This is a genomic window from Maribacter taeanensis, assembly GCF_047345145.1.
In the GTDB taxonomy this organism is placed as follows: domain Bacteria; phylum Bacteroidota; class Bacteroidia; order Flavobacteriales; family Flavobacteriaceae; genus Maribacter_C.
In genome coordinates, this window is sequence record NZ_JBLFER010000005.1 from 235,074 (window position 1) to 252,993 (window position 17,920).

Annotated in this window: 15 protein-coding genes; 13 read left to right on the forward strand and 2 right to left on the reverse strand. The window is 36.0% G+C overall.

Annotated features, from left to right (window positions below; translation table 11 throughout):
• Nucleotides 1-143: 143 nt before the first annotated feature.
• From topA to ACKWCD_RS16015, 7 genes are all read left to right on the forward strand, one after another.
• On the forward strand, nucleotides 144-2,642 hold the full coding sequence (gene topA / locus ACKWCD_RS15985) for a type I DNA topoisomerase (protein WP_413984957.1): 2,499 nt from the start codon (nucleotides 144-146) through the stop codon (nucleotides 2,640-2,642).
• A 181-nt stretch (nucleotides 2,643-2,823) separates the two neighbouring features.
• Nucleotides 2,824-3,981, forward strand: coding sequence for a formimidoylglutamase (locus tag ACKWCD_RS15990; protein WP_413984958.1), 1,158 nt, complete (start codon nucleotides 2,824-2,826; stop codon nucleotides 3,979-3,981).
• A gap of 121 nt (nucleotides 3,982-4,102) precedes the next feature.
• On the forward strand, nucleotides 4,103-5,458 hold the full coding sequence (gene porK / locus ACKWCD_RS15995; RefSeq protein WP_413984959.1) for a T9SS ring complex lipoprotein PorK/GldK: 1,356 nt from the start codon (nucleotides 4,103-4,105) through the stop codon (nucleotides 5,456-5,458).
• Nucleotides 5,459-5,700: 242 nt separating this feature from the next.
• Nucleotides 5,701-6,351 carry a type IX secretion system motor protein PorL/GldL gene (gene porL / locus ACKWCD_RS16000; RefSeq protein ID WP_413984960.1) on the forward strand — a complete coding sequence of 217 codons (651 nt, stop codon included), beginning with the start codon at nucleotides 5,701-5,703 and terminating at the stop codon, nucleotides 6,349-6,351.
• Nucleotides 6,352-6,408: 57 nt separating this feature from the next.
• Nucleotides 6,409-7,971 (forward strand): type IX secretion system motor protein PorM/GldM, encoded by a 1,563-nt coding sequence (porM, locus tag ACKWCD_RS16005; RefSeq protein ID WP_413984961.1) that lies wholly within the window; start codon nucleotides 6,409-6,411, stop codon nucleotides 7,969-7,971.
• 56 nt (nucleotides 7,972-8,027) lie between these two features.
• Complete coding sequence (porN, locus tag ACKWCD_RS16010; protein ID WP_413984962.1) at nucleotides 8,028-8,930, forward strand: type IX secretion system ring subunit PorN/GldN; 903 nt, start codon at nucleotides 8,028-8,030, stop codon at nucleotides 8,928-8,930.
• Between the two features lie 114 nt (nucleotides 8,931-9,044).
• Nucleotides 9,045-10,106 (forward strand): NAD(P)/FAD-dependent oxidoreductase, encoded by a 1,062-nt coding sequence (locus ACKWCD_RS16015; RefSeq protein ID WP_413984963.1) that lies wholly within the window; start codon nucleotides 9,045-9,047, stop codon nucleotides 10,104-10,106.
• Here the strand turns inward: ACKWCD_RS16015 and ACKWCD_RS16020 are convergent.
• Complete coding sequence (locus tag ACKWCD_RS16020; RefSeq protein WP_413984964.1) at nucleotides 10,090-10,479, reverse strand: DUF983 domain-containing protein; 390 nt, start codon at nucleotides 10,477-10,479, stop codon at nucleotides 10,090-10,092. The genes ACKWCD_RS16015 and ACKWCD_RS16020 overlap by 17 nt on opposite strands.
• A 184-nt stretch (nucleotides 10,480-10,663) precedes the next feature.
• Here ACKWCD_RS16020 and ACKWCD_RS16025 point away from each other — a divergent pair, with 184 nt between their 5' ends.
• The 5 genes from ACKWCD_RS16025 to ACKWCD_RS16045 all read left to right on the forward strand — a co-directional run bounded on the left by ACKWCD_RS16025 (nucleotide 10,664) and on the right by ACKWCD_RS16045 (nucleotide 15,990).
• Nucleotides 10,664-12,577, forward strand: coding sequence for an ABC-F family ATP-binding cassette domain-containing protein (locus tag ACKWCD_RS16025; protein WP_413984965.1), 1,914 nt, complete (start codon nucleotides 10,664-10,666; stop codon nucleotides 12,575-12,577).
• A 163-nt stretch (nucleotides 12,578-12,740) separates the two neighbouring features.
• A complete protein-coding gene (locus ACKWCD_RS16030; protein WP_413984966.1) occupies nucleotides 12,741-13,631 on the forward strand; it encodes a leucine-rich repeat domain-containing protein in 891 nt (296 codons plus the stop codon).
• Between the two features lie 5 nt (nucleotides 13,632-13,636).
• Nucleotides 13,637-14,545 (forward strand): leucine-rich repeat domain-containing protein, encoded by a 909-nt coding sequence (locus tag ACKWCD_RS16035; protein WP_413984967.1) that lies wholly within the window; start codon nucleotides 13,637-13,639, stop codon nucleotides 14,543-14,545.
• A 238-nt stretch (nucleotides 14,546-14,783) separates the two neighbouring features.
• Nucleotides 14,784-15,692: a leucine-rich repeat domain-containing protein gene (locus ACKWCD_RS16040; protein ID WP_413984968.1), complete on the forward strand. Its 909-nt coding sequence runs from the start codon at nucleotides 14,784-14,786 to the stop codon at nucleotides 15,690-15,692.
• 115 nt (nucleotides 15,693-15,807) lie between these two features.
• A complete protein-coding gene (locus tag ACKWCD_RS16045) occupies nucleotides 15,808-15,990 on the forward strand; it encodes a CPXCG motif-containing cysteine-rich protein (protein WP_413984969.1) in 183 nt (60 codons plus the stop codon).
• A 49-nt stretch (nucleotides 15,991-16,039) separates the two neighbouring features.
• Here the strand turns inward: ACKWCD_RS16045 and ACKWCD_RS16050 are convergent, their stop codons facing one another.
• A complete protein-coding gene (locus ACKWCD_RS16050) occupies nucleotides 16,040-16,723 on the reverse strand; it encodes a head GIN domain-containing protein (protein ID WP_413984970.1) in 684 nt (227 codons plus the stop codon).
• A gap of 142 nt (nucleotides 16,724-16,865) precedes the next feature.
• On the opposite strand from ACKWCD_RS16050, the gene ACKWCD_RS16055 reads away from it, so the two are divergent.
• Nucleotides 16,866-17,909 (forward strand): formylglycine-generating enzyme family protein, encoded by a 1,044-nt coding sequence (locus ACKWCD_RS16055; protein WP_413984971.1) that lies wholly within the window; start codon nucleotides 16,866-16,868, stop codon nucleotides 17,907-17,909.
• Nucleotides 17,910-17,920 lie beyond the last annotated feature (11 nt).

Consider the following 17,920-nt stretch of genomic DNA (forward strand, 5'->3'; position numbering starts at 1 on the left):
ATTATTGATGATTTCTTCAGGCATTAAGGCTGATTTCATAGATACTGGCACCCACATTATCAATCTATTTTCTTGTACATATATATAAGGTATAGTAGCAAATTAAAAAATTCGACTACTTTTGTTGGCTCAAAAACGGATGAATGGCTAAGAATTTAGTAATAGTAGAGTCGCCCGCAAAGGCTAAAACGATAGAGAAGTTTTTAGGAAAAGACTTTAAGGTTGAGTCTAGTTTCGGCCATATTGCCGACTTGCCTTCTAAAGAATTAGGAGTTGATGTCGAAAATGATTTCAAACCGAAATATATTGTTGATGATGATAAGAAGGCACTTGTCAAAAAACTTAAAGATCTTGCTAAAAAAGCTGAAGTCATATGGTTAGCCAGTGATGAAGATCGAGAGGGAGAAGCTATTTCGTGGCATTTATCTGAGACTTTAGGCTTAGATAAGGATAAAACGAGGCGAATTGTCTTTAACTCAATTACGAAATCTGCCATTCAGAAAGCGATTGAAAACCCTCGAGAAATAAATTACAACTTGGTAAATGCACAGCAGGCGAGACGTGTTTTAGATCGGCTTGTTGGGTATCAGTTATCTCCTGTTTTATGGAAAAAAATCAAACCAGGTCTGTCCGCAGGTCGTGTGCAGTCTGTTGCGGTTCGTTTGATTGTAGAAAGAGAACGTGATATTGAAGCGTTTACAGCGGAAGCTTCTTATAAGATATCTGCACAGTTTAAAACTACAGAAGGAAATGTATTTACTGCAAAACTGAATAAGACATTCTCATCAAAAGAAACAGCAGAAGCTTTCTTGAAACAAAATATGGGTGCTGGTTTTTCCGTCGGAAGTTTAGATAAAAAACCCGCCAAGAAAACTCCATCTGCTCCATTTACTACATCTACTCTACAGCAAGAAGCATCGCGTAAATTGTATTTTTCGGTAGGTAGAACTATGCAAGTAGCCCAAAGATTGTATGAAGCGGGTTTGATTACTTACATGAGAACTGATAGTGTGAATTTATCAGGCGAAGCAATCAACGCAGCTAAAGAAACGATTATCAATACTTATGGCGAGTCATATAGTAATGTTCGTAATTTCAAAGGAAAGTCTAAAGGAGCGCAAGAGGCGCACGAAGCTATTCGACCAACGACAATGGCGAATCAGTCACCTTCTCTTGAACGTGATCAACAGAAGTTATACGAGCTAATTTGGAAGCGGACCATAGCATCTCAAATGAGTGATGCTCAACTTGAGCGGACTAACGTAAAAATAAAGACAAGCTCACATTCTGAGCAATTCAGCGCAAATGGAGAGGTTATCAAGTTCGATGGTTTTCTAAAAGTTTATATGGAGGGATTAGATGAAGAAGATGCTACAGAAGAGCAGGAAGGAATGTTGCCCGCAATGAATGTCGGAGATACTTTGCATAATAACTTTATAAAAGCAACAGAACGTTTTTCAAGACCACCATATCGCTTTACGGAAGCATCATTGGTAAAGAAATTAGAAGAATTAGGTATTGGTAGACCTTCAACATATGCACCTACAATTTCTACAATAGTAAATAGGAAATATGTTGAAAAAGGTACTGTAGAAGGTACAGAACGTAAATATATTCAATTGGTTTTAGAAGCTGATTCTTTAAATGAAAAGCACCTTTCAGAAATGGTAGGTTCAGATAAAGGAAAGCTTGTTCCAACCGATATAGGAATGATTGTAAATGACTTTTTGGTAAGTAATTTTTCGGCTGTTCTTGACTATAATTTCACAGCAAAAGTAGAGGAAGATTTTGATGAAATTGCAGAAGGACAAGAAGATTGGCAGAAAGTGATGAAAGCTTTTTACAAAGATTTTCACCCTATAGTTAAAGATGTTGAAGAGAATGCCGATCGAGCAAGTGGAGAACGAATTTTGGGTGAAGATCCAAAGTCAGGAAAACGGGTTGCCGTGCGTTTAGGAAGGTTTGGTCCAATGGTTCAAATAGGAACAGTTGACGATGAAGAAAAACCCACTTTTGCAAGTCTTTTGCCCGATCAATCTTTGAATACCATAACTTTTGAAGAAGCCATGGACTTGTTTAAACTTCCAAGAAAATTGGGTGTTTACAAAGGTGAAGAAGTGCTGGCAAATGTAGGTCGCTTTGGACCATATGTGAAATTTGGCGATAAATTTATTTCGATGGATAAGGGTGAAAATGCCATGGAAATCGAAATGGATAGAGCTATTGAATTAATTCTTGCAAAAGAGAAGGCAGATGCTCCAATAGCCGCTTACGAAGGAAAAGATGTCACCAAAGGAACTGGTCGTTTTGGTCCTTTTATTAAGTGGGATGGCATGTTTATCAATGTCAATAAAAAGTATGATTTTGACCATCTCACTCAGGCTAATATTGAAGAGTTAATCGAAATCAAAAAGCAAAAAGAAATTGACAAACTTATTCAAGAGTGGCCCGAAGAAGGCATTCGAATTGAGAAAGCGAGATGGGGGCGTCATAACATTATAAAAGGCAAAATCAAAGTCGAAATTGCCAAGACAGTTGATGCTACAAAAGTCTCTTTAGAAGAAGCAAAGAAGCTTATCGAAAAGAAAATGCCAAAGAAAAAGGCGAAAGCTAAGCCTAAAACAAAGGCTAAGAAGAAGTAAATTTCTTCCTTCAATAATATTCAACCCCTTCTTTTAATAACAAAGGAAGGGGTTTTATGTTTTTACAACATATAATACATTAGAAAAACACAATCTAATATTGTTTTTATGGTACTACTCTAGCTAACTTTGATATCAGTAATAGGTATGAATACCTTTTAACCGTTAATGACGCAACCTAATGGCATTTGATTTCTTAGTTCCCATAGAAGATAAAGTATTGGCACACACTGAATTATTGCCGCCACAGTCTTTAGGAAAGAATATACATAAACACACCGTACGTGATGGTCTCCCAGTTTTAGCAATTGCTTCAATAGCTTTAATTGGTGTCAAAGAGTCACGTAATGCTTATGAAAAGAAACCTGAAAAACTTGATGTATCTGCTATTAGAATTCAGTTTTACAAATTACTTATGGGTAATTGGAATTCAAATATTGTCGACATGGGCGACATCGAGGAAGGTGATACGGTAGATGACACCTATTTTGTGGTAAAAGAGATAGTTGCTGGGTTGCTTGAAGAAAATATCATTCCTATTATAATAGGTGCGACTCAAGATATTACATATCCTTCTTATAGAGCTTTTGATGGTATAAAAGACATGATCAATTTAGTTGCTGTAGATAGTCGCTTTGATTTTGGAATGGAAGATGAATTGATATCTTCTAATTCATACATGAGCAAGATCATAACAGATAAACCAAATAACCTTTTTAACTTTTCCAATATTGGTTATCAAAGTTATTTCAATGCCCAAGAGGAAATTGATTTGATGGAACGCTTGTTTTTTGACGCATATCGTCTTGGAGATTTGATAAATGATATTACTTTGGCTGAACCTGTTTTGCGCAATGCGAATATGGTAAGTCTCGACATGAGATCAGTTCGATCTGCAGATATTGGTTATTCAAACAATTTTTCTCCCAACGGATTTACTGGAAGGGAGATTTGTGCCATCTCTCGTTATGCTGGTATCAGTGATAATGTAGGTGTCTTTGGAATTTATGAGATGGAGAATACAAATCAATCTAGTCAGCTAATAGCTCAAATTATTTGGTACTTCATTGAAGGCTTCAATTTTAGAATAAAAGAGTCTCCTTACACCAATTCAGAGGCCTTTACCAAATACACAGTACCAACTGAAACTGAGCAGTTAATCTATTATAAGAGTCATTTCACCGAAAGATGGTGGGTTGAAGTACCATCTCTTTTTAGTTCAAATACTAAACTCGAATCATCTTCGTTATTACCCTGCACTGAAAAGGACTATTTGGACGCTTGCGATCAGAACATTCCTGAAAGGTGGTTTAAAGCGTATAAGAAAGGCTTTAATTGATCAATTTTTTTTTACTGTATAATTAGGTTTGATACAATAATTTTATCAAATCGTAGTTTTAGAGTGTAGAATAAATAAGTGATTTACAGTTTATAACCATAATCGAAATTTAACCTAAAGTATGAAGAAGCTATTGTTAGTATCTATAGCGTTTGTTTTTTTACTCACAAGTTGTGGGTCTAAATCAAAAGGAGAGCTAGTCGGAGTCCAAGGAAAGAAGTGGTATCCGGAGAAACCTTACGGAATGGAATTGATTCCTCGAGGTTCTTTTATCATGGGTAAGTCTGAAGAAGACCAAGCCAAAGTTCTCAACGCCCCTACAAAGACCGTAACCGTACGTTCCTTCTACATGGATGATACGGAAATCACCAACAGCGAATACAGACAGTTTGTTGAATGGGTACAAGATTCTATCGCTAGAACCAAACTGGCCATCTTGGCTGATGAGTTAGGTTTGACTGCAGAAGATGGTGGAATTGGTGAGTATGCATTCAAACAAGGTGATACCACAAAAGCTTCTGTTTATGACAAGTACATGTTAGACAATTATTCTGGTATGGGTGAAACGGGTTATGAAGGATATTCTCTAAATAAGGACGAAGATCTTATTTGGGATACTTCTGAATATCCAGATGAATACTATACCGAAGTAATGGATTCATTGTACATTCCTGAAGAGGAGTCTTACAATGGTCAACGTACTATCGATGTAACAAAATTAAAATACAAATATAGCTGGATGGATATCGAAGCTGCTGCGAGATCAAAAACTGGTAGAAGAAAAGACTTTATCCGTCATGAAGAACTTGAAATTTATCCTGACACAACCGTTTGGATTCGTGATTTCGAATACTCCTACAACGAGCCAATGCACAACGACTATTTCTGGCATGATGCATATAGCGATTATCCAGTTGTTGGAATCTCTTGGAAGCAAGCACAAGCTTTCTGTAACTGGAGAACGAAATTCAAGAACGATGACAATAAAAGTAGAGGTAGACAATTTGTAAACAAATTCAGACTACCTACCGAGGCCGAATGGGAGTATGCAGCAAGAGGTGGAATCGAAGGTGGAACATACCCATGGGGTGGTCCATATGTTATAAGTGACACAGGTTGCTTTATGGCAAACTTCAAACCACAACGTGGAGACTATGCAGCAGATGCAGCTTTATATACTGTAGAAGCCAAGTCTTATGAACCAAACGATTTCAACTTATATAATATGGCAGGTAATGTATCAGAGTGGACAAACTCTAGTTACGATCCAAGTTCATATGAGTATGTATCAACAATGAACCCTAATGGTGGCGATGGCGCAAATGCTAGAAAAGTGATCAGAGGTGGTTCTTGGAAAGATGTTGCATACTTCTTACAAGTAAGTACTAGAGATTATGAATATTCAGATTCGGCACGTAGTTATATCGGCTTTAGAACCGTACAAGATTACATGGGTGAAGAAGATTCAACACAATAAAATTAATAATGGAAAACCAGTAGGAAAAAATACGGTCTATTAGGTATTTCAAAAATAAAAAGTAACATCTACTTTTAAATCAGTAGAAAAAAGACGACGGCAGTCTTAGAAAATTGAAAAAGTTGCGTTACAAAAAGCTTAAATACAAATTATCAAATACACAAAATCCAAATAAATTTCCGAATAGTTCGGAAGAAACTTTAACCAAATCTTTTTTTAAATCTTAAATTAAACTATTAATTATGGCACAGTCAAAATCAACAAAGAAACTTTTCAACATGGCCTATGGCCTTGGAGCATCGATCGTAATTATCGGAGCATTATTTAAAATCCTACACTGGGAGTTCGGTCCACTTAATGGTGGAATACTTCTCGCTATAGGTCTTATTACTGAAGCACTTATTTTTGCAATTAGTGCATTCGAACCAGTAGATGATGAGTACGATTGGTCTTTAGTATACCCAGAATTAGCTGGCGGTATGTCTTCAGGAAGAGACAATGAGCTTTCTGAAATTAAAGAAACAGAAGCTTCATTATCTGCAAAGTTAGATAACTTATTACAAGAAGCTGGTGTTGATGCGCAGCTTATGGAGAGCTTAGGAGATAGTATTAGAAACTTCGAAGGTGCTGCCAAAGGTATTGCTCCTACAGTAGATGCAATGGAGTCTACACGCAAGTATTCTGATGAGATGGTACAAGCTGCCGCTCAAATGGAATCTTTAAATAGCCTTTACAAAGTACAATTAGAAAGTGCTAGCAAACAAGCTACTGCTAACGAAGAGCAATTGCAAAATGCCGCTGCTTTGAAGGAGCAAATGGAATCTTTAGCTACCAACCTTTCTTCATTGAATGGAGTATACGGTGGAATGTTAACCGCAATGACCAGAAACTAATAAGTTTTAGTTATAACGACCCCAAATCAAATAATAATTAAAAACTAATTAGAAAACATGGCAGGAGGAAAACAATCACCACGTCAGAAGATGGTAAACTTAATGTACCTCATCTTCATTGCGATGCTGGCCCTAAATATGAGTAAAGAAGTTCTAGCTGCATTCGGTATTATGACCGAAAAGATGGAAGCTTCTAATGCAAAAACCACAGAAAGTAACCTAGCTTTCTTAGATGGTTTGGCAACAAAAGCAGGTGAAGATACGGCCAAGTATGGCCCTCTTTACGACAATGCTAAGAAAATCAAATCAATGTCACAAGAATACTACGACTATTTGCAAGGTCTAAAAGACCAAGCGATTGAAGGTATTGAAGACCCTACAGACTATCAAGTAATGGATAAGTCAGATTTTCTTGACAGTAAATTTTGGCAAGGTGATAACCTTACACCGGAAGGAGAAGATTTCTTAAATAGAATCAATACTTACCGCGATGGAGTTATCAAACTGGTAAAAGACAAGGAAGTACAATCAAATATTAAATCACGTTTCCAAACTGGAGATGAGAACGGTAAGGTAGAAAACCGTAGTGGTGAAAAAATAGATTGGCTTAACTATAACTACGAAAGGTTTCCTTTAGTAGCATCATTGACAAAACTTACCGCTATGCAAGCTGATATTAGAGCAACTGAAGAAGATGCTTTAAAAACAATGTTGGCTGGTGAGTTGACAGAGCAAGTTTCATTAAAGAACTTTGCTACTTCACTTTTTGCTAGTAAGTCTGCTTACTATACTGGTGAAAAATACGATGGTAAAATCATCATTAGCAAAACTGATAATTCATCAACACCTGTTAGAGCTGAATTGACTCTTGATGGAAGAAAACTTTCTGAAGGTAAAGATTATAAGATCGAAGCTGGTGGAGTTAAAATGCTTATTGGTTCTGGTGCTGCCGGAGACCATGAAGTAGCTGGAAAATTATTTTTCAAGCAAGATGGTGAAGAGATTGAAGTTCCTGTAAAGAACTCATTCGCAACCATTTCAAAACCAAATGCTGCGTTGATAGCTGCTGACAAGATGAATGTAGTTTATCGTGGTGTAGCTAACCCAATGAGTATCTCTATTCCTGGTATCCCTAACAATAAGGTTAGTGCTTCGGCAACTGGTCTTAAAAAGAGTAGTGGTAGCAAGTATGTTATGAATCCTGGTAAAGGTAGAACAGTTACTATTACTGCTTCTGGTACTTTGCCTGACGGCCAAAGAGTATCTTCTAGATCTGAGTTCAGAATTAAAGATATACCAAGACCTTCTGGTTCAATTAGAGGTGAAACAGGTAGCGCTAAAATGCCAAGAGCTAACTTAGAGAAATCAACAGTTGGTGCTGTTTTAGAAGACTTCGATTTTGATTTAAATCTTAAAGTTAGTGGATTTAAATTCAAAGTACCGGGTCAACCTACGGTAGTTGTTAAAGGTGGTAGATTAGATTCAAGAGCCAAGTCTGCTTTGAAAAGAGCTAAGCGTGGTGATGCAGTTCAAATCTTTGATATCAATGCTTACATCAGTAACAACAAAGGTTACAAATTGAAGAAAGTATCTCCGGTAGTTGTGGAGATCACAAACTAATACTAATAGAAAACCGAGCGGCGTAAGTTGCTCGGTAATTTTAAATTGATTCAAACATGAATTGGAAGAATGTTTTACTAATCGGAGCTGTGACCTTACTACCTGCTTCAATGATGGCTCAAGCGAACATTTTGAACGCAAAGAAGCCTCAAGAAATAGGGATGAAGACTGAAGCTCAAAAAGCACTAGACAATGATGCTCCTTTAGAGTATGGTTATGTAGACGACAGAGATATTCTCTGGTCTAAAACCGTATGGGAGGTTATTGATTTAGATGAACGTGTAAATTTCCCAATGTACTATCCTACTGACACGGTTGATATCGGTGCAGATAGAAGATCCTTATATGATGTTCTGCTTAAGAATATCAAAAATGGAAAATTAGAGGAAGTATATGTAGATTCTTATTTTACTGAAAAAAGAATTTTCAGTGATTTAGAAGCTACCTTAAAGAAAAGGGATACAACTGATTACGGATACGAGCAAATAAATGCAGGTGAAGAACTTTCAGATGAATATATCAATGAAAGAGAACTTTCAGCAGCAGATATTGAAGAATACCGTATCAAAGGAATCTGGTATTTTGACAAGCGTCAAGGAGAATTGAAGTATCGTTTATTAGGTATCGCTCCTGTTGCACCAGATGTTAACTTTATAGATGACGAATCTATGGATCTTCAAGATGCCAAGGTAGAACTTTTCTGGGTGTGGTACCCAGGTGCCAGGCAGATATTGCATGATGCCAAGGTTTTTAACCAACGTAATTCTGCGCAACCCATATCTTTTGATATGTTGTTGAACGCAAGAAGGTTCAATGGTGTAATTTATAGAGAAGACAATGTTCACGGTGACCGTAAGGTTAACGATTACGTCTCCGAAAATGCTTTGTTCCAATTACTAGAGGCTAAAAGAATTAAAGAGGTCATTAGAGATAGGGAACAAGATATGTGGAGCTACTAAACTTTAGTAGAAACAATTTTTGAATTCCAATTCAATAGTATATAAAATCCCCAACGGTAACGTTGGGGATTTTTTTGTTCGATTTTATTCCCATCCCCTTCGTAACTTTACCTCATGTTAGACTATCTAGTTGTTGGACTTGGATTAGCTGGGGTGTCATTCTGTGAGCAGCTTGAAAAAAGTGGTAAGACCTATAAAGTAATTAGCGATACCTCTCAGATTTCTTCCCTTGTTGCTGGCGGTTTATACAATCCTGTAATTCTGAAGCGTTTTACTATGGCTTGGAATGCGAAAGAGCAATTAGAAATAGCTAGCCCCTTTTATAAATCTTTAGAGAAAAAACTTAAAGTGAAGCTGGATTATAAGCTGCCAGTGTTAAGAATATTCGCCTCCATCGAGGAGCAGAATATGTGGTTTGAGGCATCTGATAAAATAGGATTGCAAGATTTTTTATCCCCCGTAATCCAAGAAAACAAAAATCCAAATCTTGATGCTCCACTGGGGTTTGGCGAAGTATTGAATACGGGTAGAATAGATACAGCTCAATTACTTTCCTCGTATGAGAAGTATTTACTTTCTAAAGATTCGTTCCTGCCAGAAACTTTTGATCATGGTGCTTTAAAAATTAATTCAGATTCTATTGTATATAAATCAATAAACGCGAAACGAATTGTTTTTTCGGAAGGATTTGGAATGAAGAAAAATGCATTCTTCAATTACCTGCCTATGACAAGTACAAAAGGAGAATACCTTACAATTAAAGCTCCAGATTTAAATGAGTCGAATGCTATTAAATCATCCATCTTTTTAATTCCTTGGGGAAAAGATTTATACCGAGTAGGAGCAACTTATAAATGGAAAGATACCACCAACCTGCCAACGGAAACGTCAAGAACTGAATTACTTCAAAAGTTGGATAAATTTTTGAAGTGTGATTATGAAGTGGTAGGTCAGCTGGCAGGTATTCGCCCGACCGTAACTGATAGAAGACCTTTAGTTGGAAGGCATCCTGAATATGATAATTTGTATGTCTTAAATGGATTTGGTTCTCGAGGAGTTATGATTGCTCCATATGCTTCCGAACAGCTATTTAATTCGATTGAAAAAAGAGAAAATATTCATCATGAAATGAATATATCCCGCTTTGTGGAAAAACATTTTAAGAGCTTGGCTTAATAGCGTTTGGGTCAAATTTAAAAAATAAGTTAATCCAAATATTTCGAGAGAGACGAATAATTATTGGCATAAAACCAACCATAGTAATAACTATAGCAATAAAGGTGGTAATTAAATCCGCTCCGAATACTAGTCTTGCAATGACAAATGCGGCGACTGCAAAAGCAATTCCTACCGCATAACTAACATACATTGCTCCATAGAAAAAAGAGGGTTCAATCTTATACTTGGTGCTACAATTGGCGCAACGCTCATGCATCTTAAAAAGATGCCCTGGGCGATACGGGTTTTTATCCACATACATACTTTCTTGATGACATTTCGGGCAACTTCCTGTTAAAATGCTGTATAGTTTGTTTCCTTTTTTTAACATTTGCAGAATCTTTGTGTAAAGGTACAGAATTGCCTTTCTTGGAAATGTAACAAGCATTACAAAATTCGATGTTTTAATTGTTAAAACTGATTGGAAGAATACGCAAGATAAAAGGCAAAAGGTTTGCTTATAATAGTAAGCCCAAACTATAACTATCATTTAACAGGCTCAATAGCTACATCATATGCTCAACATACATAACCTTTCAGTTTCTTTTGGAGGCGAATATTTATTTGAAGAAATATCTTTTCGTCTGAATGGTGGAGATCGCGCAGGGCTTATAGGTAAAAACGGAGCTGGAAAATCAACTTTGCTAAAGTTGCTTGTTGGTGACATGCCTTACGATACTGGCACAATTGCAAAAGAAAAAGATGTTAAAATAGGTTTCTTAAGACAAGATATTGATTTCGAACAGGGGCGAACGGTTTTAGAGGAATCTTATCAAGCTTTTGTAGAAATCAAGGCATTAGAGCTGCAGTTAGAAGATATTAATCAGCAACTCGTGGAGCGAACTGATTATGAGAGTGAGGGTTATAACCAGCTAATAATCGATCTAAATGAAGTTACAGAGCATTATGAGGTTTTAGGAGGATATAATTATCAAGGGGAAACAGAAAAAATTCTTCAGGGTCTTGGGTTTAAAAGGGAAGACTTCGATAAGAAAACGGATACTTTTTCAGGAGGTTGGCGAATGCGTATTGAATTAGCAAAACTCCTATTGCAGAGTAACGATGTGTTGCTATTAGATGAGCCTACAAACCACTTAGATATCGAATCTATAATTTGGCTAGAGAATTTTCTAAAAAACTATTCAGGAGCAGTGGTGATTGTATCGCATGATAAGATGTTCTTAGACAATGTAACGAATCGTACAATTGAGATTTCATTAGGACGTATTTACGATTACAATAAGCCCTATTCAAAATATTTGGTTCTAAGATCCGAAATGAAACAACAGCAGTTAAATGCTCAGAAGAATCAAGAAAAAGAGATTCAACAAGCAGAACGTTTGATTGAAAAGTTTCGCGCTAAGTCGACAAAGGCTTCGATGGCGCAGTCGTTGATTAAGAAGTTAGATAAGATTGAACGTATTGAGGTTGATGAAGATGATAATAGTGTGATGAATGTAAGATTTCCTATTTCAATAACTCCAGGTAAGGTTGTTACAGAAATTGAAAATCTTTCTAAAAGTTATGGTGACAATCACGTGCTTCAAGATATTGATCTTTTAATTGAACGTGACAGCAAAACTGCTTTTGTAGGCCAGAACGGACAAGGGAAATCAACTTTGGCAAAGATTATGGTCGGAGAGCTTGAGCATGATGGGAAACTCAAGCTAGGTCACAATGTGCAAATAGGATATTTTGCCCAAAATCAAGCGGAATACTTAGATGGAAGCAAAACAGTACATGATACAATGCTCGACGCAGCAAATGAAAAAAATAGAAGTAAGGTAAGAGACATTTTAGGTTCGTTTTTGTTTCGAGGAGATGAGGTAGATAAATATGTAAAGGTTCTTTCGGGTGGTGAACGTAACCGTTTAGCCTTAGCGAAAATGTTACTGCAGCCTTTTAATGTGTTGGTAATGGATGAACCTACCAATCACCTAGACATAAAATCAAAGAACGTTTTAAAACAATCATTACAGAATTTTGAAGGTACACTAATATTAGTATCTCATGATCGAGATTTTCTTCAAGGACTCACCAATAAGGTATATGAATTCAAAGACCGCAAGATAAAGGAGTACTTGGGTGATATAGACTATTATCTAGAACAGCGAAAAGCAGCTGATTTTAGGGCTATTGAGAAAAAACAAGAAACTGCCAAAAAGAAAGAAAAGCCCAAACAAGGACAACAGAGCTTTCAAGATCAGAAAAAAGTTAAATCACTTAAAAATAAGTTGAGTACTGTCGAAGGTAATATTGCTGTACTCGAAAAGGAAATAGCTGCAATAGATCATGATTTATTGATGGACTATGATTCTACCATTACCAAACCTAACTTTTTTGAAGAGTATCAAAAAAAGAAAACTGATCTGGACAAACTCATGATACGCTGGGAACAACTAACCAATGATCTTGAAAATGCTTCCTAAAGCACAAAATATAAAGTAGTCTTATTCTTACAACACTTTTTGAGCGTTTCACAACAAAAAGCATATTTTGACATGTAATTGGTCGATATCTTTTGTACTATAACTTATAATTCACGTTTATTTGTAGGGTAATTCTTATAAATATAATTACAATCCTATTAGAATGAAGAAAATCATTTACATATTGTTTTTAATCTCCTGTAGCCTTGTTTTTGCGAAAATTCCGAAAACGGAAAAAATGGCGCTTTTAGATCTATATACTAGTACGAGGGGAAAAAGCTGGACAAATTCTTGGGATTTATCAAAAGATGTTTCCACTTGGAAAGGTGTCGAAGTTAAAGGTAATACCGTGGTTTCATTGAATTTAATGAATAATAATTTGATAGGGATTTTGCCCGAATCAATAGGAGAGTTGAAAAACCTCAAAGTTTTAAACCTAGCTTTTAATACTATTCATGGAAAAATTCCAGATAGTATGGTTCAATTAAAGGATTTAGTGGTTTTACGACTTGGGAAAAACAAAGTGTCCGGAAAAATTCCGGAGAAAATCGGAAACCTAAAGAAACTTGTTGTTTTAGACCTTTTTTCAAATAAAGTCTCTGGAGTTTTACCTAAGAGCCTTGGTAACCTCAAGATGTTAAAAGTCATTTCAATTTCGGACAACAACATAACTGGTCGAATTCCAGAAGAAATAGGAAATCTAAAAGAATTGGAACGCTTTGAAATTGCAGATAACAATATCTACGGAGATGTTCCTGAACAAATGGGTGCACTCTCAAATTTGAAAATGCTGGTTTTGTCTGAAAATAGACTTTCCGGAGAATTTCCTTCACTCGTATTTTCATTGCCTAATCTTAAAGTATTGCAATTACAGCGAAATAGTTTCGATCAGGCACATTTAAAAAATAGCATCCCAGTAAATACAGACCTTGCTTTGTTCGATTTTGACAATGGCACAGATAAATTTGAAAAAAAGGATTACCGAGATATCTATACTAGAAAAGACATTAGAACGGTTGACACCAAATTTGAAGAAGATAAAGACAATAATTAAGAGCGATGCACTTTAAGAGTTCACATATTAGACAATTTTGGTTCATACTGATTATTTCGGTCGGCTTAAACGGTTTTGTAAACGCCCAAATATCGCAGCAAGAAAAAGCAGCTTTACTTGATTTTCATCAGCGTATGGCGGGAGAGAATTGGAAGAATGCATGGAATCTTGAAGAAGATGTATTGAGTTGGGAAGGTGTGAAGGTTAAAGATGGTAAAGTCGTTGAAATCAACTTGTTTAATAATGGCCTTGTTGGAGTTTTACCAGAAAGCATTGGTCAATTAAAAAACCTCACGCACTTGAACCTTGCTTTTAATAGCATTACAGGTGAACTACCAAAGCAATTGATACAGTTGTCTTCTTTGAAAGTGTTGAAGTTAGAAATGAATAGAATAAAGGGCGAATTATCAGAATCAATAGGACAGTTAGAGAATTTAGAGGAGCTTACTGCATTTAACAACTTCTTGACTGGTAATATCCCTGAGAGTCTAGGAAGTTTAAAAAACTTAAAAGTCTTGAATTTATCCAGCAACAATTTGAAAGGGCAGATACCGAATTCTTTAGGGAGCCTTAGTAAATTAGAAAGTCTCGGACTTTTCGAAAACGCACTAGAAGGTAATATTCCTTCAGAGATGGGTAAACTTTCAAACCTTAAAGAACTGGTGTTGGCCAATAATCGATTGGGCGGGGCAATTCCCATTGAATTTGGCCAATTAGCCAGTCTTAAAATCTTGCAGATTCAGAATAATAGATTTGAATCTTTCAATAGTCTTAGGTTAATGAATACAAAAGAATTATTAGCATTTGATCATGATGCTGGAGCAGATTTTAACTTTGATTTTGACAATCCGAATAAAGATAAAACTCGAATGGTAGACACAAAATTCGAGGATGATGACATTGACAATAAGTAAGGAGGATTAGTAGTTCTTTTTTCTAGTTAGTAGTTTGGTTTTAGGGGGTGCGAGAGCGCCCCCTAATTGGTTTTAGACCTTTTTTATAAAATATTACATAAAATTATCAGAAAACAAGAAATTATACGTTAGGTACATACTAAGTATATGATATGTCCCCCTGAGTATACTTGAAATTTTTGAAAAAATCACACCTTTTGAATGGGAGACTTGTATGTCATTGATAATTGGTAGCTGTATGAAACGAATCCTATTTTACATTAACCTCCTTTTTTTTGTAGCTCTCTTTAATTCGCTAAGCGCACAAATTTCTAATAGTGAGCATCAGGCATTGATCGATATCTACAATTCAACTTCTGGAGATGAGTGGACGAATTCATGGGATTTAAACATATCACCTAAAAACTGGCATGGCGTAACCATTGAGGATAATCGTGTGATTGAACTCAATTTACATAAAAACAACCTTCAAGGTATAATCCCCCAAAGCATTGACGATTTAAAGCATATTGAAGTACTTAACCTAGCCTTTAATAAGATAACAGGCGAAGTACCTCTAGAAGTAGTTAAGCTTGAAGAGTTGAGAGTCTTGAAGCTTGAGATGAACAGACTAAAAGGTTCAATACCTAAAGGGATAGGTCAACTAGCTAATCTAGAAGAATTGATTTTGTTTAATAATATGCTTGAAGGACCGGTGCCACAAAGTATTGGTGATGCCAAAAAATTGAAAGTTCTGAATCTGTCGAGTAATTTCTTAAAAGGTATTTTGCCTTCGACTTTAGAAAATTTAACTGAGCTAAAAAGCCTTGAGCTATTTGGTAATAAGCTAAGTGGAACAATAGAGGTTGACTTGGGTAAACTGAAGAATCTCACGCACCTAGTATTAGCATATAACAACTTTGAAGGCGGAACACCCACGGGCTTAGAAAACCTTATGGGCTTGGAATTTGTTCAACTGCAAGGAAATAAATTTAATTCTTATCAAAGTTTGGAGGAATTAGATATGGAAGGCCTGGCAACTTTCGATAGTGATGACATAAATCTAAATTCAAAATACAATCCAGCACGTTTGAACTCCAAAGGGGATAAACCTCGTGATGCTAAAGAAACTAGAATGGCTGACACGAAATTTGAAAAAGAGAATTAAGCATTGGTTTACCACATAAAATAAAAAAGGAAGCATTATATAGCTTCCTTTTTTATTTTATTAAAATCTAATTTGTTGTTAGTTTAGCTTCGAATAAAGTCTGAAAACTAAAACAATGTTCGAACATTTTTTTCAATGCCCTTATTGCTGGGAAGATATTTCGATGCTTTTAGATCCATCCATAAATCAACAAACCTATGTTGAAGATTGTGAGGTGTGTTGTAACCCAATACAGATAAGCTCGAAATTTGAGGCTAGTGACCTCGTAGCTTTTGATGCTATTGACATTGAGCAGTAAAACATATAAAATTTCGTCTAAACTATGAATTTCTATATCTGAAAAAGAATTAGTCCATAATCTTAATCTTCCCACCAAAAACTTTATCTCGATTAACATCCTTAGGGTTTCCGTAAATATAAATTGAACCCCCAGCTCGCACTTTTGCTTTTACTTTTTCTGAGGCTTTAACATCGGCACGACCGCCGGCATTAACAACTACTGTTGTTTCAGAAGTATTCAATTTTTTATTGTAGATTTTCCCTCCAGTGTTCACCATCACCTCTTGAACTTTGGCTTCTCCTGTTAAGGTGACTTCAGCTCCCGAAATTGATTTTGTATATAAATCAGCAATATCGATTTTAAGGTCAATATGACCTCCTTCTTGCGCTTTTATCTCAACACGTTCTCCTTTCACGGTTTCATCAGATTTGATTCTAGCATTTTCGTTAGCATCAATCAAAGCAAGTGTCTCTGTATAGTAAAGAGTAGCCTGTGCTTCATCTCCATCCATAAAATTATCGAACTCCATCCGAATTTTTAAGAGTCCATTTTTGTTCGAAATACTAACTTCATCTTGATCATCACCTGTAATCACAATCTTATTTTCATCACTCTTAATAAGTTTCACTACAATGCGATCATAGGCTTTAACCTGAGTAAATTTTTCTAATTGTTTTACGTTTTCTTTCTGACCGAAAGCACTAATGGTAAAAAGCAAAAGGACCAGAGTAGTTATTGTATTTTTCATCATTTTCATTTTTGTTTCGATTTTACTTCATTGAGTATATCACGAAGCATACCAAATTTAAGATAAATCTAAATATGGTAATAGTTAATTAATAGCCTCAGCTCCAAATATTTTTTAATATTTTTAGACGAACTGAAATATTCAAATGAAATTTAATCAAGGTATTATTTGTAAAATTGTTTTTGTTGGCTTACTACTTTTAGTAACATCATGCAAATCCAAACAAAGCGTTGTTGAGAACTCAGATTTGGCCGAAGCTACGAAGTCAAAAGTTGGGGCAAGAGAACAAGAGATAAATAGTTATACGGAAACTATTCCAGAAGCTGAGGTTACTTTTGAGATGCTTACAATTCCTGAAGGAACATTTTTAATGGGTAGCCCTAAAGAAGAAGCGGATAGAAAAGCTGATGAAGGACCTCAAAGAGCAGTGGCTATTGATGCTTTTTATATGGGAAAATATGAAGTTACCTGGGATATGTTCGAACTCTTCTTCAAACAGAATCAGCAAATTTTCATGAAGCTAGATGATGACAGAGTAATGAAGATTGGTGCAATAACAAGACCTAGTCCACCCTATGAAGACCCTTCTTATGGAATGGGAAAAGAGGGATTTCCAGCGGTTAGTATGTCTGCATATTCAGCATTAGTATTTTGTAAATGGTTAAGTACAGTTACTGGAAAGTTTTATCGTTTACCGACTGAAGCGGAATGGGAATATGCAGCAAGAGGGGGAAGTTCCTCTGCCTATAGTTTTGGAGATTCAATTAATGATATTGATGACTATGCTGTATATTACAAAAATGCGGAGGGTGTTTATGCCAAAGTTGGCACCAAAAAACCAAATGCTTGGGGCTTATATGACATGCATGGCAATGTTGCTGAATGGACACTAGATGAGTACAAGTCTGACGCCTATCAAACTTCAGGTTCTGCAAACCCTTGGGTGACACCTACAGTTATTCATCCAAGAGTATATAGAGGAGGTTCTTGGGATGATGATGCTAAAGCACTTCGTTCGGCGGCAAGGGGAATTTCGAGCAAGAAATTACAAAAAAGAGATCCGCAAATACCAAAAAGTTTTTGGTGGTTTACAGATTCAAATTTTGTCGGATTTCGATTGGTAAGTCCTAAGATACAGCCAGCTCCAGAGGAGCAAAAAAAGTTCTGGCAAATCGTTTTAGATGAATAATTTAGAGGAAT